Here is a 19,950-nt window from a genome sequence, read left to right on the forward strand (position 1 = left end):
AGGAGGAAAGAGGTTGTGCCGGAAGTGCCGACGGCGGATTTTTCCGGTGTTGCGGGCGGTTGGCGGTTGGCGGTCCGGCCGTCCGGAGTATCCGTCGGGGGGCGGCGTGATGTCAAACGGCGCTCAAAGACGGGCGCATGTGCTTCGCCCGTCTTTGAGCGGAGGGATCAGCCTTCCTGAAGCACCTTCTTGATGCCCTGAAGGGCCTGTCTGGTGCGTTTCTGATTTTCGATGAGGGCAAAGCGCACGTATTCGTCGCCCATCTGTCCGAATCCGATGCCCGGCTGCACGGCCACGTGGCCTTTCTGCAGCAGCAGCTTGGAAAACTCCATGGAGCCCATGGCGCGGAACGGTTCGGGAATGCGGCCCCACGCGAACATGGTGGCCTTGGGCGGCGTGATGGGCCAGCCTATGCGGTTGAGGCCCGCGCAGAGCACGTCGCGGCGCTTGCGGTATTCGTCGCAGATTTTTTCCACGGCGTCGCGCGGGGCGTTGAGGCCCACGGTGGCCGCAATCTGGATGGGCTGGAAGATGCCGTAGTCGAGATAGCTCTTGATGCGGGTGAGAATGTGGACGAGGTCGCGGTTGCCGAGACAGAAGCCCATGCGCCATCCGGCCATGGAGTAGCCCTTGGTCATGGAATAGAATTCCACGCCCACGTCTTCCGCGCCCTTGGCCTGCAGGAAGCTCGGGGCCTTGTAGCCGTCGTAGCACAGATCGGCGTAGGCCATGTCGTGGATGACCCACATTTTATGTTCCTTGGCGAATTCCACGATGCGCTCGAAGAAGGGCAGATCCACGACCTGCGTGGTGGGGTTCTGCGGATAGCTGATGATGAGCAGCTTGGGCTTGGGCCAGGTCTGCTTGGTGGCGGTGAGCAGATCTTCAAAGAAGTCGCGGTCTTCGGCTACGGGAATGCGGCGCACGTCGGCCCCGCAGATGACGGGGGCGTACACGTGGATGGGATAGGTGGGATCGGGCGCGAACACGACGTCGCCGGGGTTCAGCATGGCGAGGCACAGATGGGCGAGCCCCTCCTTGGAACCGATGGTGGCTATGGCCTGCGTTTCGGGATCGAGATGCACGTCGTAGCGGCGGGCGTAGAGATCGCAGATGGCCTTGCGCAGGTTCGGAATGCCGCGGGAAACGGAATAGCGGTGATTCACGGGCTTGCGGGCCGCTTCGCACAGTTTGTCCACGATGAATTTGGGCGTCGGCAGATCGGGATTGCCCATGGACAGGTCAACAATGTCGATGTTCTGCTGGCGGAGCTGCTTCTTGATGTCTCCCACAACGGCGAAGGCGTAGGGAGGGAGACGGTCTATCCTCGAAAATTCGGGCATACTGTCCTCACAGTACGGAAAAAGCCAGGCCGGGCCGTGCGTTTTCCCGGGGCGCTGGCATGACGCTTCCGGGCTGCCTCGACGCAGTCTGAACTGCTGAGGATTACTGGCATGCCGGGCGCTTGCGCGGCATACGGCGGGGTGCAGACCTTGGACGATGCCGGGGACGCGCTGGCATGACGCGCACCCGACGGAGTCTGCCTTGATGATATTTCCTGTTTATAGTAGTACATCAAGGGAGTTGTAAAGAGGCCGGCATGAGGGCTGCCCGGCTTTTCTTTTTCTATAACAGAGCCCGTGGCGGAAAAATATGGAACAAATGGATATGCTGACCCAGGATGGCGCCGACAGCCCGGAGGAATTTTCCGGCACGCTGGAGCGCGTGGTCTTCCACAACGCGGAAAACGGCTGGACGGTATTCCGGCTCCGCGTGGAGGGACGGGAAGATCCGGTGGCCGTGGTGGGCAGCATGTCTTCGCCGCAGCCCGGCGCCCGGCTGCGCGTGAAGGGCCGCTGGATCAAGCATCCGAAGTTCGGCCGTCAGATACAGATGACCTCGTTTGAGGAAGAGCTGCCCGCCACCGAAGAGGGCATACGGCTTTTTCTCGCGTCCGGCTGCATCAAGGGCATAGGGCCGAAGTGGGCTGACCGCATCGTGGCGCACTTCGGCGCAAGCACGCTCGACGTCATGGATCACGACCCCGAGCGCATGCTCGAACTGCCCCGTTTCGGCAAAAAGCGCCTGGAAGCCATGAAGGCCTCCTGGGCGGAGCATCAGGGCATTCGCGAGCTCATGATTTTTCTTCAGCCCCACGGCGTCACGGCCGGGCTTTCGGTGCGCATCTATCGTCAGTACGGCGCGCAGGCGCTGGTCGTGGTGCGCGAGAATCCCTACCGCCTGGCCATGGACATTCACGGCATAGGCTTCACCACGGCGGACGCGCTGGCCCGCAAGCTCGGCTTCGATGAATCAAGCCCTCTGCGGGCCGAGGCAGGCGTACTGTATCTGCTCATGCGCCTCACCGAAGACGGGCACGTGTACTATCCGCGCAATCTGCTGGTGGACGAGGCCGTGCAGAAGCTCTCCATTCCCCCGGAAATGGCGGACGAGGCCGTGTCCGATCTTGAGCGCGAAGAGCGCGTGGTCATCGAGGACCTCGGCGATCACGAAGGCGTGTACCTCACGCGAAACTACATTTATGAATCGAAGATAGCCTTCTACATGCACAGACTGCTGCATTCGCCGAAGTCCGTGCACATTCCCGAGCCGAAAAAACTGGTGAAGCGGGTCATTTCCGCCATGCCCATGGAGCTTGCCGAAGAGCAGAAGCAGGCCGTCTATACGGCCGCCGCCTCCAAGGTCATGGTGCTCACCGGCGGCCCCGGCACGGGCAAGACCACCATTCTGAACGCCATCATCAAGGTGTTTCAGGAGGCAAGGGCGCGCATTCTGCTGGCCGCGCCCACGGGCCGCGCCGCCAAGCGCATGTCCGAGGCGAGCGGCATGGAGGCGCGGACCATTCATCGGCTGCTCGAATACAGTCCTTCGGAAGACGGCTTCAACCGCAACGAAAACAATCCTCTCGCGTGCGGACTGCTGGTGGTGGACGAGGCTTCCATGATGGACACCATGCTCATGTATCATCTGGTGAAGGCCGCGCCCGTGGGAGCCACGTTCATTCTGGTGGGCGACGTGAATCAGCTTCCTTCCGTGGGGCCGGGCAACGTGCTGCGCGACGTCATCGCGTCGGGCGCGGTGCCCGTGGTGGAGCTCCTGGAAGTGTTCCGTCAGGCCGCGGAAAGCGACATCATCTGCAACGCACACCTCATCAACAAGGGAGAGCTGCCGGAACTGCATCAGCGGGCGGGCCAGAAAACGGACTTCTATTTTTTCAAGCAGGACGATCCCGAGGCCGCCGCCGATCTCGTGGTGGACCTCGTGCGCGACCGCATTCCCCGCAAGTTCGGCTTTCACACGGAAGACATTCAGGTGCTCTCGCCCATGCTGCGCGGAGCCGTGGGCGTGAACAGTCTGAACCGCCGCCTTCAGGACGCCGTAAATCCGCAGCCGACCTCTCTTGTGCGGGGCGAGAGACAGTTCCGCCTGAACGACCGGGTCATGCAGGTGCGCAACAACTACGACAAGGACGTGTTCAACGGCGACACCGGAACCATCATTTATCTGGACGCTGAGGAGCGCGAAGTGACCGTGCGCTTCGACGACCGCAACGTGAACTATCTCTGGGAGGAAATGGACGAGCTTGTTCCGGCCTACGCCATTTCCATTCACAAGTCGCAGGGCGGCGAGTATCCGGTGGTGGTCATTCCGCTCATGATGCAGCATTTCATGCTTCTGCAGCGCAACCTGGTGTACACCGCGGTGACGCGCGGACGCAAAATGGTGGTGCTGGTGGGCGAGTGGAGGGCGCTGGCCATAGCGGTGAAGAACAATCACATCCGCAGACGTTATACCTGGCTGGCGCATCGGCTGGCCGGCAGCGAAGGATCGGTGCATGCCGACATGCTGCCCGAAGTGGGCTCTTCCTCCGGACGCCGCGCGGGAAAGGACGTGAAAACATCATGACAGTGACGTACGATTGGAAAAAGAGCATGTTCGGCGCAAGAGCCGCGCTGCTGTGCCTTGTGCTTTCCGGAGCGGTGGCCGCTGCGGGCTGCGCGCCGCAGCCGAAGATGCCAGTGCAGCCGCAGAACGCCGCAGGCGAGGTGCGGGACGTGAACGTGATTCCCCAGAATCTGGCGCTCTTTGCCGGGCAGGCCGGAGGCAACGCGCTTCTGCGCTCGCAGGCGGCAGCGGATGAGGACATGCAGGCCTTCCGCCGGAGATTCTTTGCGCCCTGGGATTCGGGCAAACTTTCGCGCGCCACGCTGCGCGAGTTCGAGGCCGTGCTGAACTGGTCGCCCGGCAAGCGCGGATATGCGGAAAATCTGCGTCCGTGGAGCGATGCGGCCTGGGAAAGGATGCGTTACAACGCCGCGCTGGACGAGGCGTCCGGGCCGGGACGTCCGGCCATTGCCGTGAGGACTGCGGATCTTCGCCTGGCTCCCACCGTGAAGCCCCGGTTCGCCCGTGTGGAAGGCGCTGGGCAGGGCTGGCCCTTCGACGATTTTCAGCAGAGCTCCGTGGCCGTGGGCACGCCGCTCATGGCGTATCACGCGAGCCGCGACGACGCGTGGCTTCTGGTGCAGAGTCCCATGGCCTGGGGCTGGGTGCAGGCGGACAGCGTGGCCTTTGCCGACGAGTCCTTCTGCGCTTTGTGGAAGAGCGCGCCGCTGGAAGCCGTGGTTCGGGAAGGCGTTTCCCTGCAAAACGGCAGCGCGTTTCTTGCGCTTGCGAACATCGGCACGGTGCTCCCCGTTGAGGGCGGACGGACGCTGGTTCCGGCGCGCGGCTCCGACGCTTCGGCAAAGATTGTTTCCGTAGTTCTGGAGCCCGGCGCGGCGCTGCCCATGCCGCAGCCGCTCACTGCGCAGGCCGTGGCCGTCATTGGCGACCGCATGATGGGAGAAAATTATGGCTGGGGCGGCATGTACGGCAACAGGGACTGCTCTGCCATGATGCGCGACCTGTTCGCGCCTTTCGGCATCTGGCTGCCCCGCAATTCCGCAGCGCAGGCCAAATTCGGCGATCTTCACAGCCTTCAGGGCATGAGCGCCTCCGCCAAGATCGAGGCCATCGAGCGCGGAGCGGAACCGTTCCGCACGCTGCTCTGGCTGCCCGGACACATCGGACTCTACGTGGGGCGCTTTGAAGGGCAGCCCGTGTTCTTCCACGACATCTGGGGCGTTCGCAGCCGGCTGCGCGACGGACGCGAAGGACGCATTATTCTCGGCAGGGCCGTGATTACCGGCGTGCGGCCCGGCAGCGAGAGAAGCGACGTGGATCCCAAGGGGCTGCTCATCGAAAGGATGCGCGGCTACTCCATCATCGGCGGACGGTAGGCATGGAAAAGACGTTTAAATTTTATACCATTACCTACGGCTGCCGTGTGAACCAGTACGAAACGCAGGCCATCCGCGAATGGTGGCAGAGTCTCGGCGGCTCGGAAATCGACGATCCGGCCGAGGCGGACGTGGTGCTGGTGGATTCCTGCGCCGTGACGGCGCAGGCCGTGAGCGACGCCAGACAGATGACGCGCAAAATAGGCCGTCTCAATCCGCAGGCGCGCATTTTTGCCGCAGGCTGCGCGTCTTCGGCGGAACCCGCCGACTTTGCGCTGCCGGGCGTGGCCGCCGTGATTCCGCAGAAGGACAAGTTCGTGCTTTTGCGCGGCCATCCCCTGGACATGACCGACTTCACCGTGCCGGAAGAGGGGAGACCGCGCTTTGCGCCGTTTTCCATCAGTTCGTTCCGGCGGGCAAGACCCGTGGTCAAGGTGCAGGACGGCTGTTCACAGGGCTGCGCCTACTGCATCATTCCGCTCACGCGCGGCCCGGCGCGCAGCCGCTCCGTGGACGACATTCTGGCCGAAACGCGGCGTCTTCTGGAGGCCGGATACCGGGAAATCATGATTTCCGGCGTGAATCTGCGTCAGTTCCACGCGGACGGGCAGGACGGCCGCAATTTCTGGACGCTGCTGCAACGTATGGACGCGGAATTTTCGCCGGAATGGCAGGGAAGGGCTCGTTTTCGCCTGAGCTCGCTTGATCCGGCGCAGGTGACGGACGAAGCCTGTCTGGAAACGCTGGAAGGCTGCCGCATGGTGTGTCCGCATCTGCACCTGTCGCTGCAGAGCGGAAGCATGGCCGTGCTTCAGCGCATGGGGCGTTCGCCCTATTCTCCGCAGAGCGTGGCCGAGGCCGTGGAAAAGATGCGTCGTTTCTGGCCGGTGATGGGGCTCGGCGCAGACATTCTCATGGGCTTTCCCGGCGAGACCGAGGAAGAGACGGAGGAAACGCTGGACATGCTGCGCGCTCTGCCCATGACCTACGCCCACGTGTTTCCCTATTCCGAGCGCCCCGGCACCCGCGCCGCGGCGTTGAAGCAGCTGCCCAAAAAGGTGCGCCAGCAGCACGCGGCGAGAGTACGCTCGCTCATGGCGGAAAAGCACGCGCGCTTTCTTGAGGAGCAGCTTGCGCAGCCCGTCATGCGGGTGGCCTTCGACAGCGCCGACGCCCGCCACGGAAACAATGAATGGTACGCCGACTGCCGCATGGAAGACGAAGTTGTGGCGCGCAGAGGCGATCATGAGCTTGTCTGCGCGCAGCCCGTGCGCGTGGAAGGAAATTTGATTATCGTACGCCCCGCAGGGGAAGAAAACCTCACGACCTACCCTTCAGGAGAATGATATGCCGCTTCGCAGCATGACGGGCTTCGGCCGTTTTCAGCAGGACAACGGCGACGTGGTCCAGACTTGGGAGATCCGCAGCGTCAACAGCCGTTTCCTCGACCTCAAGTGGAAGCTTCCGCCGCAGGCCCGCAACATGGAGGCCCGCTTTGAAAAGATCGTGCGTCGCTTCGCCTCGCGCGGGCGCGTGGAAATTTCGCTGAATCTGCAGTTTTCCGGCGTTTCGCGCGTGAGCTTCGACGCGGCGCAGGCGTCGGCCATGCTGGATGCGGTGAAGGCCTTCGCTTCGTCGCGCGGAGACATCTTCGACGTGGATTACATGGCGCTCATGCAGCTTTCGCCGCTCTGGACGTCGGGTGGGGAAGAAGACGAGGCGCTGTTCGACGCGCTGGCCGCCGGGCTTGAAGGCGCGCTTGCGGACTGGAACGAGGCCCGCGAGACCGAGGCCGTGGCGCTTGCGCGTGATCTGGAAGCCAGATTCAGCCGCATGGCGGAGTGGATTTCGGCCATTGAGGAACGGGCTCCCGAGGTCAAGGCCGCCCGTTTCGAGCAGGTGCGCGAACGTCTTACAGACATGCTGAACTCGCTCGGCGGAGAACTTGAGGAAAACCGTTTTCTTCAGGAAGTGGTCATTCTGGCCGACAAGCTTGACGTGACGGAAGAACTCATTCGTCTGCATTCCCATCTCGTGCGTCTGGCCTCGCTCATGGAGAGCGGCGAAGACGCGGGGCGCAAGCTGGACTTCACGCTTCAGGAGAGTTTCCGCGAGATCAACACCTGCGGCAACAAGATTCAGGACGCGCAGGTCTCCCGCATCGTGGTGGACTGCAAGAACGAGCTTGAGAAGTGCCGCGAACAGGTGCAGAACCTGGAGTAGTCATGGCGCGTCAGCAGCTTGTCAACGTAGGGTTCGGCAACTATGTTCTGGCTTCCCGCGTGGTGGCCATTGTGAACCCTCTTTCCTCGCCCATGCGACGTCTGCGCGACGACGCCCGTGCCGAAGGGCGTCTGGTGGACGTTTCCCAGGGGCGCAAGACCAGAGCCATTCTGGTTACTGATTCCAATCATGTCATACTTTCCGCCATTTCCGCGGACACGCTCGGACAGCGCTTTGCGTCGCAGAGCGGCGCGGACGGCTCCGATGATGAAGTTGAGGATGATATATGAAGACTGATTTCGGCCCCCGCCGCGGCCTGCCTTTTGTCATATGCGCGCCTTCCGGCACGGGAAAGACCACGCTCGTGAGCCGCCTGACCGCAGAGTTTCCCCTGGAGTTTTCCATTTCCTGCACGACCAGAGCCCCCCGCGGCACCGAGAAGGACTGCGTGGACTACATTTTCCTTGATCGGGAAACGTTCGTGAAGCGCAGGGAAGAGGGGTATTTTGCCGAATGGGCCGAGGTTCACGGCAATTTTTACGGCACGCCGCTCCAGCCCGTGCGCGACCGTCTGGCCCTCGGCAAGGACATGCTGTTCGACATCGACGTGCAGGGCGCGGCACAGCTTTCCCTTTCTCTGCCCGAAGCGCGTTTCGTGTTCATTCTGCCGCCGTCCATGGACGAGCTGGAACGACGCCTGCGCGGCCGCGGCACCGACAGCGAGGAAGCCATACGCATCCGCCTGTCCAACGCGCGCACGGAAATCATGAGCAGTCACTGGTTCGACGCCATCATCGTGAACGACGATCTCGAAAAGGCCTACGATCAGCTCCGTTCCTTTTATCTGGCATCCACATTGCAGCCTTCGCTCAAGCCTCAGCTCGCGCGGAGCATCTGCGGCGCGTAGGCCGCCGGCGGAGCCGGAAAGACGCGTCGAGCCTGCGAAAGCGTTTGCGGCAGGAGCGCCGCGGGCGCGGCGGAAAAGCTGATTTGCCGTGAAATGGACGCACTCCGACCTGAGGGGCGGCACGTTTGTGTCCCCGGCCGGCGTTTCGTCCGACTGGACGAGGCGATTCGGAGGCTCGGAGCGCTGTTTCGGCAACTTCGGGGCGCGCTCAAAAGACTGAGCGTGGCAGTCGCTGCGCTGAACTGCGCGTCGGGGGCCGGGCGTCGCCCAGGCGGGGCGGCGTGCTTCGGGGCGCAGCGCGTTTTGCGGCAACGAGGTTCCGTCGTGCTCTGCTCGGCCGTTTCGGAACATTTCGTCATGAATCATGAGCCCGCCGCATGACGGGCGCGTTCGTCCTCCGTTTGAGGACTCATCATATTATCGCGGGAGAGATCGGTATAGCACGACGACGCCCGGCAGAGTGGACAGCCTATGAGCAAAAACTGGATATTCCGTACACGCAGGGACGGCGCGTCCGTTCCGGTTTCCTTTTACGATGCGGCCGAACGCTGCGGCATTTCTCCCCGTCTGGCGGAGCTGCTCTGGCTGCGCGGCGTCGAGCGACCGGATCAACTGTCGGAATATCTTTCTCCCGGGCTTCGTCACCTGGCCAGGCCGGAACTGTGGCCCGGCATGAAAAAGGCCGCGCAGGTGCTGGCCGACGGGCTTCGCGCAGGAAAAAAGCTGGCCATCTGGGGCGATTACGACGCCGACGGCGTGACCAGCACTGCGCTGGTGCTGCAGGTGCTCGGGCATCACGGCTTTGAGGCGCTGTGGCATCTGCCCGACAGGCGGGAAGAAGGCTACGGCATGAACGCGAAGGGCGTGGAGAAGCTCGCGGAGCAGGGCGCGTCCATGCTGCTCACCGTGGACTGCGGCATTTCCGACAGATCGGCCATTGCGAGGGCCCGCGAACTCGGCATGGACGTGGTGGTGGCCGACCATCACCTTCCGCCCGAGGAGCTTCCCGACGCCACGGTGCTGTGCAATCCCAAGCTGGCGGACTGCCCATGCGCGTCTCTGGCGGGCGTGGGGGTGACGTTCTTTCTCATGGCGGAACTCAACGCGCGTCTGACCGAAGCGGGAGCGCCGCGCATGGACATGCGCCGCACGCTGGATCTGGTGGCGCTCGGCACGCTGGCTGATCTCGTGGAGCTTGAGGGGCAGAACCGCATACTGGTGAAGAACGGACTGCTCGTGCTGGCCGAAGCCAGAAGGCCGGGCATTTCCGAACTCAAGGTGGTGAGCGGCTACGCGCCGCTTGCCAGTCTCGGCGCGGGGCAGGTGATATTCAGCCTTGCGCCGCGCATCAATGCGGCCGGACGCGTGGCCTCGGCGGAAACGGCGCTTGCGCTGCTGTGCGCGAAGGACGCCGACAGCGCGGCGGATCTCGCCCGCACGCTGGACGGGTACAATACCCAGCGCCGTCAGGAAGAGGAACGCATTACCGAAGAAGCCATGACGCAGGCCGAGGCGGCGCTGAACGAACCGGCGCTGGTCATTGCCGGGCGGGACTGGAATCAGGGCGTCATCGGCATTGTGGCGTCGCGCCTGGTGGAAAAGTACCACAAGCCCACGCTGGTGCTGTGCGCCGACGGCGACACGCTCAAGGGGTCGGGGCGCTCCATCAGCGGCTTTGATCTGCACGCGGGGCTTGCCCGGTGCGCGGAAGAGCTGCTGACCTTCGGCGGTCACCGCATGGCCGCAGGCGTGCGCGTGCTGCCGGAAAAGCTGGACGCGTTTCGCAGGCGCTTCACGAGCGTGGTTCGGGAGGAGCTCGGCAGCGATCCTGTTCCCGCGGTGCAGCTCATCGACGGCGAGCTTGACTTCAAGGCGGCCACGAACTTCATTTTCCTCAAAGAACTGGAAATGATGCAGCCCTTCGGCGTGGGAAATCCCGAGCCGGTGTTCCAGTCGCCGCCGCTTCTGGTGAAACGGCGCAGACTGTTCGGCCCGCAGAAGAATCATGTGCTTCTTGAGCTGACCGACGAGAGCTGCGACATCACGCTTCAGGCCAAGGCCTGGCGGCAGGCGGAGCTGTTTCCGGCCGATCTGGAAGGGCGGCGCATCGTGCTGGCCTACAGCCCGGGCATAGACATGTACAACGGCGCGGCCAGCGTGGACGTGCGGATCAAGGATTGGAAACTGGCCTGAGTGCGCGGGACAGACGTTGGATTTGCGCGCGCTCCGGCTCTGCCGGAGCAGAACGCGGACGCCTCTGCGGTCCGGAAGCCTGACCGGTGTGTGGCGGAAATTGTCCGGGAGTCGGAGCCGAGCTGCGGTATCCATCGTCCGGGAGATTGGACTGGAGGGAAGGCACCTGGCGTCGGCATTGCGCGTCTGTTGTGCGTCTTTGTGGGATGCGGCCACGGCTGGCAGAGCACAATCCTTGCGTTGTGGAATGGGTTTGAAAATTAATTTCAACAACTGGCGAAAACAACAGTGATTTCTCGGCGTCGTTTCGCAGGGCGGCCCGGAGAACAGCGTGGGGAAAGAACGGCGCGAGGGAAGAGTAGCGGCACGGAGCGCCGTGCCGCGGGGGAGTCGGGCTTCTCTCTGCGTTGAGGCGGACTCCCCGGAGCGGACCGGATCCGGCAGTGTCGCTGGCAAGATGGCTGCGGCTCATCCGTGGGATCGTCTCGGCGCGTAAGACGCGCCGAGTGAGCGGCAGGCCGAGAGCACAGTGGACGCGCGTCCTTGCGGAATATGCCGACGTTTCAGCCAAGGAGGCGTTTCAGGCGCGGAAGGCCGAACCCCATGCCCGCAAGCCGACTGCCGCGCATGCCGGATCCCGGAAAAGGCGTGTTCTGGACTTTTGCGTGGCTTCTCTCCGAAACGCAGGGCGCAGAATGCCGCGGGCTCACGCAGAAAGACGCGTTGCCGGATAAAAAAGGCTCCCGCCGGAGCAGGAGCCTTTCGGAATGCCGGTGGTCGGGTGCTTAGTCGCGCACGCCGTGGAACTCGATGTTGGTGATTTCGTAGGTCACGCGGCCGCGGGGAATGTCGATGGTGACCTCGTCGCCCACCTCGTGACCGAGCAGAGCGCGGCCCACGGGGGAGTTGATGGAGATGGAGCCCTTGGCGAAGTCGGCTTCGTCGGGACCGAGCAGGGTGAACTGACGTTCCTCGTCGGTGTCCACATCGACCACATGCACGGTGGCGCCGAAAATGATCTTGTCGCTGTGGATCGTATCAAGGTCGATGACAGTGTACTGCGGAAGCTGGGACTCGATGTAGTTGATGCGGGCTTCCAGAAAACCCTGGCGTTCACGGGCCGCGTCATAGCCGGCGTTTTCCTTCAGGTCGCCTTCTTCACGGGCCTCCTTGATGGCCTGAATGACGATAGGCCGCTCCTTTTTGAGCGCTTCGAGTTCTTTTTCCAGCTTTTTGTAGCCCTGTACGGAAATAGGCGTGCTCATGGCAGGTACCTTCAAACAAAAGTGATATGCAAAAAAAAGAGGCCCAACTTCTTGAAAGAGAGGTTGTCACTTCCAGAAAAGCGGGGCATCAGGAAATGCTTTCTTTGCAATATAGGCCCGGCGGATTGTGAAGTCAACCCCGAAGCCGCTTTTCGGGCGTTCCGCGGGACGGCGAGGGCCGCAGAAGACTTTTGGGCGGGGCGGCGTTGTCGTCGGGCCCCGGGGATTTTATGCTGGACAAGTTGTCGTGCTTCTGCGAGAATGAAAGTTCTATTGTTCTGTTGCCCGGCTCCTTCCGGGCGATAAAAAACTTCATGGAACTGCTATGGCAAACGATAATCAGCCGGACAAAGTCATTTATTCGATGAACCGCGTGACCAAGCGTCATGGTCAGCGGGAAGTCCTCAAGGATATTTCGCTCGGCTACTTCTACGGCGCGAAGATCGGCGTGCTCGGCCTGAACGGCGCGGGCAAGTCCTCGCTGCTCAAGATCATGGCCGGTGTGGACAAGGCCTTCGATGGCGACGTGGTGGTCGCGCCGGGCTACACCATCGGGTACCTTGAGCAGGAACCTCTGGTGGACGAAACGCGCACCGTGCGCGAAGTGGTGGAAGAGGGCGTGCAGGAAGTCGTGGATCTTGTGAAGGAATTCAACGAGATCAACGAGAAGTTCGCCGACCCCGACGCGGACATGGACGCGCTCATTGAGCGTCAGGCCAAGGTGCAGGAGAAGATGGACGCCCTGAATGCGTGGGATCTGGATTCCCGGCTGGAAATGGCCATGGATGCGCTGCGCTGTCCGCCCGGCGACACTCCCGTGTCGGTGGTGTCCGGCGGCGAACGCCGTCGCGTGGCCCTGTGCCGTCTGCTGCTTCAGAATCCCGACATTCTTCTGCTCGACGAACCGACCAACCATCTGGACGCCGAATCCGTGGCGTGGCTGGAACGGTATCTGCAGAGCTTCCCCGGCACGGTCATCGCCGTGACTCACGACCGTTATTTTCTCGATCACGTGGCCGGCTGGATTCTGGAACTCGATCGCGGCCGCGGCATTCCGTGGAAGGGCAACTATTCCTCCTGGCTGGAACAGAAGGAAAAGCGTCTCGCCCTTGAGGAAAAGGCCGACAACGAACGTCGCAAGACGCTCGCTCGCGAACTGGAATGGATTCACATGTCGCCCAAGGGACGTCACGCCAAGGGCAAGGCGCGCATCAACGCCTACGAGGCCATGCTGAGCCACGAGAGCGAGCGCCTCGCGCCCGATCTGGAAATCTACATTCCGCCGGGACCGCGCCTCGGCAAGTCGGTCATCGAGGCGAAGGATCTGTGCAAGAGCATGGGCGACAAGGTGCTTGTGGAAAACGCGAACTTCCTTGTGCAGCCCGGCGCCATCGTGGGCATCATCGGCCCCAACGGCGCGGGCAAGACCACGCTGTTCAGAATGCTTGTGGGCGAGGAAAAGCCCGATTCCGGCACGCTCAATATCGGCGAAACCGTGAAGTTCGGCTATGTCGATCAGAACCGCGCTTCGCTGGAACCCGGCAAGACCGTGTACGAGATCATCAGCGGCGGCAACGACTTCATCAAGCTCGGCGGCCGCGAAGTGAACGCCCGCGCCTACTGCTCGCGCTTCAACTTCCAGGGCGGCGATCAGCAGAAGAAGGTGGACGTGCTTTCCGGCGGCGAGCGCAACCGCGTGCATCTGGCCTGCATGCTCAAGTCCGGGGCCAACGTGCTGCTGCTCGACGAACCCACCAACGACATCGACGTGAACACCATGCGCGCCCTTGAAGACGCGCTGGAGAACTTCGCCGGATGCGTGCTCGTCATCAGCCACGACCGCTGGTTCCTCGACCGTATCGCCACCCACATTCTCGCCTTTGAGGATGAGGGACAGGTCACGTTCTTTGAAGGCAACTTCTCCGAATACGAGGAGGATCGCCGCAAGAGACTCGGCAAGGACGCGGACACCCCGCACCGCATGAAGTACCGCAGGCTCACGCGTCAGTAGTTTGCGGCGCGGCGGCAACGCGCATCATGAATACAGGGAGGCAGTCTTCGGGCTGCCTTCTTTCGTTAAGCCGTCAGGCAGCTGTGGAAGTGGAAGCGACCGAAACTGAAAAGCACCCGTTTTATGGAGCGACTTCGTCATCGGCAGAGAAGACGGACGCGGGCGGGCATGCAGGGCGGAAGGGGCAGTCTCCCTTCGCCTGCGGAGGGCATGAGGCACGGCGCTGAAAACATGCGCCCTGCTCGCCGGGCGTCACGCGGTCGCACTGCCGGGCCTCGTTCGTGGTCGAATGCTGGTAAAATTCTGGCCCTGCGCGCGTCAGAAAGGCGTTTTGCCGGAAAAGTCGGGAATTCTGCCGGAAGCGGTCTCCGCGCCGCAGGCAGGATGCCGTGCGCCGGGGAAGATCGACGCGGGACGCTTCGCCGCTTCGTTCTTTCCCGAAAATCCGGGTTCTGTGCGTACACGTTTTTTGTCGGCAGGCGGGGCAGGGGGGGAAAAACGCGCAGTCCCGCCTCACGGGAACAAAAAAGGAGGGGAAACATCCCCTCCCTTTCCATGCAAGGCATAAGAGCGCCGGGCGGCGCGTCGGATCAGCCGCCGAGCTTTCCGCGGTAGGACGGCTTCTGCGGCGCGACGGGTTCCGCGCAGCGCAGCGTGAGCAGCGTGATTTCTGCGCCCACGCCGAGACGCATGGGAACGTAGCCCCACATGCCCGTGCCGGGGCTGACGTAGAGCGACATGGAGCCCGTTCTGTAGAGCCCGGAGCGGAAACCGCTGTTCAGGCGGGAAACCAGCGGGAAGAGGAAGAAGAACTGTCCGCCGTGGGTGTGGCCGGAAAGCTGAAGGTGACAGCCGAGGGCGGCGTTCTGTTCGGCGTGGCCGGGCCGGTGGGACATGAGAATGCGCAGCCCCTTGCCCGCGCCTTCCAGGGCCTTTCGCGTATCGGGGGCGCCCATGGACTCGTCGAGACTGCGGAAGAGCACGGCGCAGGGATCGGTGACGCCCGCGATGACCACGTTTCTGCCGTTGACCGTGTATTCCTTGTGCTCGTTGAGCAGCACGGTGAGTCCCCAGTCGCGCCAGGTTTTCACCCAGGCGCGCAGGCCGGAGTAATAGTCGTGATTGCCCACGCTGAGGGCCACGCCGTAGCGGGCCTTCAAGTCGGTGACGGGGCGAAGCAGATTGCCTATGCGCTCGGGCTTGCCGTCGGCAAGATCGCCGGTGATGAGAATGAAGTCCGGGTTGAGCGCGTTGGTGCGGCGCACGACTTCTTTGAGCCATGTTCCGGTGAAGGTGGAGCCGATGTGCAGGTCGCTCAGATGCGCGATGGTCAGACCTTCGAGATCCTGCGGCAGACCCGGCAGGGGCACGTCCACCTTTTTGACGCCGGGCACGGTCAGGGCGCGGGCCATGCCCACGGCGGCGGCCGCAATGCTGGCCGCAAGCATGACGAGTTCGGCGGGCACGGAGAGCAGCACGGAGAACACGGCGTTTTTGATGCCGTACACGTCGGGCGCAAAGAGGAAGACGACGAAGGTCGTCAGCAGAATGGCGTCGCGCAGCAGAACGAACCACGAGAGCACCATGAAGGAGGATGAGATGAAGCCTCCGGCCCGCACCAGCGCAAACGGCAGATCCGGTCGCCAGGTGATGAGTACGCGCATGCCCGTAATGGTCTGGGAAACGATGAGAAGCAGAATGGTGAGCGGAATTCTCCAGCTCATGGGAACAGGATCGTGCCAGAGCAGACTGAACGACATGTAGGCGGCTGCGGCGAGCATGAGAGAGGTGCTTGAGGCGAAGAACATGCGGTTGCGGGCGTAATCGGCCATAGATATGTCCTTGACGTGCTGAGATGAAAAAGCGTTTTTCTGCGTGGGGCGCTCCGGCCGGGCGCGGAAGTCCCGGCCCGGGCGAAACGGCGGAACTCCTATTTGACGGCGATGTATTTTTCCATGGCCTGCGCGGAGCAGGTCTGTCCCCGCCAGAAGGCGGAGGCCCAGAGGATGAGCACCGAGGCCTGCGCGTCGTCGAGCTGCCGGAACTTTGTTTCGAGATTGCGCGGACTGCTGCCGTGCTTCTGATACAGTTCTTTTCTGTCGCAGTGCTCCAGCACATGAATGAGCAGATGCGTGAGCCGCAGATGCGAGGTGTCGATGACGATGTTCTTGTGGGCGTCGATGATGGTCTTGAGCTCGGCGGGAGTGAAGAGCGATTTCAGCGCGCTCACGGTGCTGAACCAGGCGTCGATGGTCCAGGGCAGCATGAATTCCGCGCCTGCCGTGCGGCTGCGGAAATGCTCTCTGATCCACACGTCCTGTTCGTCGGAAGGGGTGCGTCCGTAATGGAACATGGTTTCTCCGAAAGGCTAGAAGGGGCGGGTGTAGGCGATGTCGCCGAATTCGAGGGACGGATCTTCCGCGCACGGCAGCAGCGGGCGTCGACCTTCCTTCCAGTCGCGGAAGTGACCGATGATGCGCGCGTGGTCGAAGCACAGCGGTTCGGGAAGCGCGTCCAGCGGATAGAAGGCGGCGTCGGCGGCGTCGTCTCCGGCAAGAAGCTGTTCGGGGTGATCGCTGCGGCCCACGAACACGGTGGTGAGCGTGTGGCAGCGCATGTCGCGCAGCGGCCAGGAATACACGCCGAGCACGCCTTCCAAAGTGACGTCGAGGCCGGTTTCTTCCTTCATTTCGCGCACGGCGGCGTGTTCTGCGCTTTCGCCTTCTTCAATGAAGCCTCCGGGCAGGGCCATGCCGAGGGGCGGATTTTTGCGGCGGACGAGCACAATGCCGCGCGCATCGTCGTGAATGACGACGTCGGCGGTGGGATACGGATTGCTGTAGCGGACCACAAGCGTTCCGCAGGACGGGCAGTAGCGGGGATGATTCATGCGCGAACCTCGGTGAGGGATGAAGACAGAAGGGAAAATCCGGCCTGTTCGAGCTCGGAAAGGGGCAGGGCTCCCTTGCGGATCACGCGCAGACGGCGTCCGCCTTCGGGAGCCACGATGGTGCTGGCTTCGCCGCCGCCGGGCGCGGGGGGCTCGTCGAGCACGCCGTCTTCGTCGGGGCGCAGGGAGCGGAGCAGATCGGGGTCAAGATCGGCCGCACGGGTGACGGCCGGTCGGCCGCTGATGTTGGCGCTGCTCGAAACAACGGGAAAGCCGCAGGCGAGCGCCAGGGCGCGGGCGACGGGGTGGGAGCTCACCCTTGCGGCAATGTGTCCGGTGCCGCCGGTAAGCGCTTCGGGAAGGCCTGATGCGGCGGGCAGAAGCAGCGTCAGCGGGCCGGGCCAGAAGGCGGACAGCGCGGCCACGTCGTCGGCAAGATCCGGGCCGGGGCAGGCGACGAGTTCGAGCTGCTCGCGACTGCCGAGAATGACGGGCAGCGGCATGGACAGCGACCGTTTTTTATAGTGGAACACGCGCAGCACGGCATCGTCGTTGTCGGCGCGGCAGCCGATGCCGAAAAAGGTTTCCGTGGGATAGAGAAGCACGCCGCCGAGATTCATGCGGCGGGCCGCTTCCTGAAGGGGTAGATTCACGCCTGCCTCCCTGGGCAAAAATAAAGCTCTGAGCGCGGCGCTTGATCCGTACGTCGGACGGAACGCCTTGCCGCCGGACGGCGCAGCCGAAGGACTGCGGGCGGAGAGCCGCGCTCGGGAAGAATCCGGGCGGACTCTTCTCTTCTTTCCCATACCTGTTCCCATGACGACTTGCAAGCAAGGCCGGATGAAGAAATTCGGAAAGACGGGAGACATGGACTGGAGTCGGACTCGCAAAAGAGGCGGCGCGCATTGCAGTCGAACGGAGTGCCGGATGCGTGCCGGCGGCGTTCGGATGCAGAGAAACCCTCGTCTGCGCCGGGCTTGTGCAACAAGAAAGCGTTTGGAGCAAGTCAAACGTCGTGGGGCGCTGCGGGGCGGCGCGGCGGCGGGAAGGCCGGAGGAAAGCGGGCCCAGGAAAAACGAAGAGCCTCCGCCGGGAAGGCGAAGGCCCTTTTCAAGCGCCGTCCGCAACGGCGCGGACTCTGACGCGCTACTTTACCGTGGCGATTTCGCCGTGCTCGAAGCAGTAGGGAGAAAGCTCGTTGCCGAGACCCGGCAGATCGGGGATGGCGAAGCGGCCGTTGACCGGCTGATAGTCGTGAATGCAGAGCTTGCGGTTGTAGTCGTAGCGGCAGTACACGTGCTGTTCGTGAATGGTGAAGTTGGGAATGGCGGCCTCAAGATGCAGCGCCGCGGCGGTGGAGAGCGGGGAGGCGCACACGTGGGCCTGCACGCCTGCGTCGTAGATGTGGGCGAGGTCGCAGATTTTCTTGGCTTCCGTGATGCCGCCGCAGTTGCCGATGTCGGGCTGGATGAGCTGGATGGATCCGTCTTCAAAATAGGGAGCGTAGCCCCAGCGGGTGTAGATGCGCTCGCCCTGGCTGATGGGCACGGACACGCGCTCCGCCACGAACTTGTTCATTTTCGGCGTGGGGGTGCAGGGTTCCTCGAAGTAGAGCACGCGGTATTCTTCCGCGAGGCGTCCGAGCTGCACCGCGCCCTGCGCGTCGATGTAGGAGTGGTTTTCCATGATGATGTCCACGCCGTCGCCCACGGCTTCGCGCACGGCCGCGAGGCGGCGCTTTATCATGTCGTAGTTCTTGGGCGTGAGAATGCGGGTGGTTTCCTCGGCGTTCAGGCGGTGTCCGTCTTCGGCAAAGGTGAAGAAGTCTATTTTGATGGCGTCGTAGCCTTCGCTTACGGCCTTGAGCGCGTTGGCGACGTAGTCTTTCACGGAAACGGCGGGAATCTTCTTCTCGTCCCAGCCGAACTGCAGCTGCGAGGCGTAGCAGCGCAGGCTGTCCCGCATCTTGCCGCCCAGCAGCTTATACACGGGCGCGTTGAAGTATTTGCCCTTGATGTCCCACAGCGCCGTGTCGATGGCCGATATGGCGGAGAATACCACCGGGCCGCCGTTCTGTCCCCAGAAGGAGGACTTGTACAGTTTCTCCCAGATGACTTCGTTGTCCAGCGGATCCATGCCGAGAACGCTTTTGGAAAAGTCCTGAAGCATGCCGAAGGCGGCTCTGTGTGCGTTGCCGTAGGCGAGCGCGGCCTCGCCGTCGCCGTAGATGCCGGCGTCGGTGTAGACGCGGCAGAGTATGGGGGCCCAGCCGGGATTGTCCGCAGGCCTCATGTTCATGAGAATGACGTCAACCTTGGTGATTTTCATGGGATCAGCCTCCAGAGGCGGAATCAGTGTATCGTCCACTTGAGCAGACGGTTTTTGGCTTTTTCAAAACACTGCATGACTATGACGAGCACGATGACCATGAACACGAAGCCGCACCAGGCTTCGGCATAGAGGCCGTACTCGGTGTACTTTTTGACGTAGTAGCCCATGCCGTATTCCGCGCCGTACATTTCGGCATAGACGAGCACCAGGAAGGAGCCTCGCAGCGAGGTGATGAAGCCGGAGAGGATGGAGGGCATGGCTGCGGGAAGAATGACCTTGCGCATTCTCTTGAAGCCCGTGAGTTCGAGGGTGGCGGCGTTGTCGAGATAGCGCTTGTCGATGGTCATGATGCCGTTGATGGTGGCAAAGAGCGTGGCCCAGATGGTGTTGTACACCACGAGAAAGAGCGAGGCCGCGCGGAAGTTGGGAGCGATGAGCAGCGCAAAGGGCGACATGAGGATGGCCGGAATGACGCTGATGGAATAGATGACCGGATGAATGACTTCCCGGAATTTCTTGTGCATGCCCATGAGCGTGCCGAGGCCGAGGGCAATGGCCACGGCGATGACGATGGAGGGAATCATGAGCTGGAAGGAATAGAGCATGTTGATGAACAGAGTCTTCCAGTCCTTGAGGAATGCGGCCGCGATTTCTCCGGTGGGAGGAAAGAGAAAGGCGTTGAAGGATTTCGTGTCCGCAATGTATTTGTAGCCGAGAACGATGCCTATATAGATGAGAATGGTGATCCAGTATTTTCGCAGGAACGTGACGAGCCTGACCATGGGCGCTCCTTGAAAGGCAAGGGGCCGTCGCTTTGCAGCGGCGGC

16 protein-coding genes are annotated in these 19,950 nt (G+C 62.6%); 8 read left to right on the forward strand and 8 right to left on the reverse strand.

Annotated features, from left to right (window positions below; genetic code table 11):
* Positions 1–167 precede the first annotated feature (167 nt).
* Complete coding sequence (locus ABGT79_RS12045) at positions 168–1,343, reverse strand: aminotransferase class I/II-fold pyridoxal phosphate-dependent enzyme (RefSeq protein WP_294487111.1); 1,176 nt, start codon at positions 1,341–1,343, stop codon at positions 168–170.
* A 325-nt stretch (positions 1,344–1,668) separates the two neighbouring features.
* Between ABGT79_RS12045 and ABGT79_RS12050 the strand changes: the two genes are divergently transcribed.
* The 7 genes from ABGT79_RS12050 (at position 1,669) to recJ (ending at position 10,626) form a co-directional block, all read left to right on the forward strand.
* On the forward strand, positions 1,669–3,927 hold the full coding sequence (locus ABGT79_RS12050; RefSeq protein WP_346666381.1) for an ATP-dependent RecD-like DNA helicase: 2,259 nt from the start codon (positions 1,669–1,671) through the stop codon (positions 3,925–3,927).
* Positions 3,924–5,303, forward strand: a complete 1,380-nt coding sequence (locus tag ABGT79_RS12055) for an NlpC/P60 family N-terminal domain-containing protein (RefSeq protein ID WP_346666382.1) — start codon at positions 3,924–3,926, stop codon at positions 5,301–5,303. The genes ABGT79_RS12050 and ABGT79_RS12055 overlap by 4 nt, the downstream gene beginning before the upstream one ends.
* Positions 5,304–5,305: 2 nt before the next feature.
* The gene (locus ABGT79_RS12060; protein ID WP_346666383.1) at positions 5,306–6,649 is read left to right on the forward strand and encodes a MiaB/RimO family radical SAM methylthiotransferase; all 1,344 of its coding nucleotides are present in this window, start codon (positions 5,306–5,308) and stop codon (positions 6,647–6,649) included.
* 1 nt (position 6,650) lies between these two features.
* Positions 6,651–7,526: a YicC/YloC family endoribonuclease gene (locus tag ABGT79_RS12065; RefSeq protein WP_346666384.1), complete on the forward strand. Its 876-nt coding sequence runs from the start codon at positions 6,651–6,653 to the stop codon at positions 7,524–7,526.
* 2 nt (positions 7,527–7,528) lie between these two features.
* Entirely contained in the window at positions 7,529–7,816 is a 288-nt protein-coding gene (locus ABGT79_RS12070) for a DUF370 domain-containing protein (protein WP_294487120.1), read from the forward strand.
* Positions 7,813–8,433: a guanylate kinase gene (gene gmk, locus ABGT79_RS12075; protein ID WP_346666385.1), complete on the forward strand. Its 621-nt coding sequence runs from the start codon at positions 7,813–7,815 to the stop codon at positions 8,431–8,433. Before ABGT79_RS12070 ends, gmk begins: the two co-directional genes overlap by 4 nt.
* Before the next feature lie 471 nt (positions 8,434–8,904).
* Positions 8,905–10,626, forward strand: coding sequence for a single-stranded-DNA-specific exonuclease RecJ (gene recJ / locus ABGT79_RS12080; RefSeq protein ID WP_346666386.1), 1,722 nt, complete (start codon positions 8,905–8,907; stop codon positions 10,624–10,626).
* A gap of 785 nt (positions 10,627–11,411) precedes the next feature.
* Here recJ and greA read toward each other — a convergent pair.
* A complete protein-coding gene (gene greA / locus ABGT79_RS12085; RefSeq protein ID WP_294487126.1) occupies positions 11,412–11,891 on the reverse strand; it encodes a transcription elongation factor GreA in 480 nt (159 codons plus the stop codon).
* Between the two features lie 325 nt (positions 11,892–12,216).
* Between greA and ettA the strand changes: the two genes are divergently transcribed.
* Positions 12,217–13,902 (forward strand): energy-dependent translational throttle protein EttA, encoded by a 1,686-nt coding sequence (ettA, locus tag ABGT79_RS12090; RefSeq protein ID WP_294487128.1) that lies wholly within the window; start codon positions 12,217–12,219, stop codon positions 13,900–13,902.
* Between the two features lie 590 nt (positions 13,903–14,492).
* Here ettA and ABGT79_RS12095 read toward each other — a convergent pair.
* The 6 genes from ABGT79_RS12095 to ABGT79_RS12120 all read right to left on the reverse strand — a co-directional run bounded on the left by ABGT79_RS12095 (position 14,493) and on the right by ABGT79_RS12120 (position 19,905).
* Positions 14,493–15,734, reverse strand: a complete 1,242-nt coding sequence (locus tag ABGT79_RS12095) for a metallophosphoesterase (protein WP_346666387.1) — start codon at positions 15,732–15,734, stop codon at positions 14,493–14,495.
* A 98-nt stretch (positions 15,735–15,832) separates the two neighbouring features.
* Positions 15,833–16,255: a hypothetical protein gene (locus ABGT79_RS12100; RefSeq protein ID WP_294487130.1), complete on the reverse strand. Its 423-nt coding sequence runs from the start codon at positions 16,253–16,255 to the stop codon at positions 15,833–15,835.
* 15 nt (positions 16,256–16,270) lie between these two features.
* The gene (locus tag ABGT79_RS12105) at positions 16,271–16,792 is read right to left on the reverse strand and encodes an NUDIX hydrolase (RefSeq protein ID WP_346666388.1); all 522 of its coding nucleotides are present in this window, start codon (positions 16,790–16,792) and stop codon (positions 16,271–16,273) included.
* Complete coding sequence (locus tag ABGT79_RS12110) at positions 16,789–17,445, reverse strand: L-threonylcarbamoyladenylate synthase (protein WP_346666389.1); 657 nt, start codon at positions 17,443–17,445, stop codon at positions 16,789–16,791. The genes ABGT79_RS12105 and ABGT79_RS12110 overlap by 4 nt, the downstream gene beginning before the upstream one ends.
* A 493-nt stretch (positions 17,446–17,938) precedes the next feature.
* Entirely contained in the window at positions 17,939–19,159 is a 1,221-nt protein-coding gene (locus ABGT79_RS12115; protein ID WP_346666390.1) for a mandelate racemase/muconate lactonizing enzyme family protein, read from the reverse strand.
* Entirely contained in the window at positions 19,144–19,905 is a 762-nt protein-coding gene (locus tag ABGT79_RS12120) for an ABC transporter permease subunit (RefSeq protein ID WP_346666391.1), read from the reverse strand. The genes ABGT79_RS12115 and ABGT79_RS12120 overlap by 16 nt, the downstream gene beginning before the upstream one ends.
* Positions 19,906–19,950: the final 45 nt, after the last annotated feature.

Origin of the sequence: uncultured Mailhella sp., from assembly GCF_963931295.1 — a bacterium.
Lineage (GTDB): Bacteria > Desulfobacterota > Desulfovibrionia > Desulfovibrionales > Desulfovibrionaceae > Mailhella.

Bases quoted from the DNA above. Each gene is read 5' to 3' on its own strand.
- ABGT79_RS12065 (WP_346666384.1), top strand. From the start codon at position 6,651: ATGCCGCTTCGCAGCATGACGGGCTTCGGCCGTTTTCAGCAGGACAAC.
- ABGT79_RS12055 (WP_346666382.1), top strand. From the start codon at position 3,924: ATGACAGTGACGTACGATTGGAAAAAGAGCATGTTCGGCGCAAGAGCC.
- recJ (WP_346666386.1), top strand. From the start codon at position 8,905: ATGAGCAAAAACTGGATATTCCGTACACGCAGGGACGGCGCGTCCGTT.
- ABGT79_RS12050 (WP_346666381.1), top strand. From the start codon at position 1,669: ATGCTGACCCAGGATGGCGCCGACAGCCCGGAGGAATTTTCCGGCACG.
- ABGT79_RS12060 (WP_346666383.1), top strand. From the start codon at position 5,306: ATGGAAAAGACGTTTAAATTTTATACCATTACCTACGGCTGCCGTGTG.
- ABGT79_RS12045 (WP_294487111.1), bottom strand. From the start codon at position 1,343: ATGCCCGAATTTTCGAGGATAGACCGTCTCCCTCCCTACGCCTTCGCC.
- ettA (WP_294487128.1), top strand. From the start codon at position 12,217: ATGGCAAACGATAATCAGCCGGACAAAGTCATTTATTCGATGAACCGC.
- greA (WP_294487126.1), bottom strand. From the start codon at position 11,891: ATGAGCACGCCTATTTCCGTACAGGGCTACAAAAAGCTGGAAAAAGAA.
- ABGT79_RS12120 (WP_346666391.1), bottom strand. From the start codon at position 19,905: ATGGTCAGGCTCGTCACGTTCCTGCGAAAATACTGGATCACCATTCTC.
- ABGT79_RS12105 (WP_346666388.1), bottom strand. From the start codon at position 16,792: ATGAATCATCCCCGCTACTGCCCGTCCTGCGGAACGCTTGTGGTCCGC.
- ABGT79_RS12070 (WP_294487120.1), top strand. From the start codon at position 7,529: ATGGCGCGTCAGCAGCTTGTCAACGTAGGGTTCGGCAACTATGTTCTG.
- ABGT79_RS12100 (WP_294487130.1), bottom strand. From the start codon at position 16,255: ATGTTCCATTACGGACGCACCCCTTCCGACGAACAGGACGTGTGGATC.
- ABGT79_RS12095 (WP_346666387.1), bottom strand. From the start codon at position 15,734: ATGGCCGATTACGCCCGCAACCGCATGTTCTTCGCCTCAAGCACCTCT.
- gmk (WP_346666385.1), top strand. From the start codon at position 7,813: ATGAAGACTGATTTCGGCCCCCGCCGCGGCCTGCCTTTTGTCATATGC.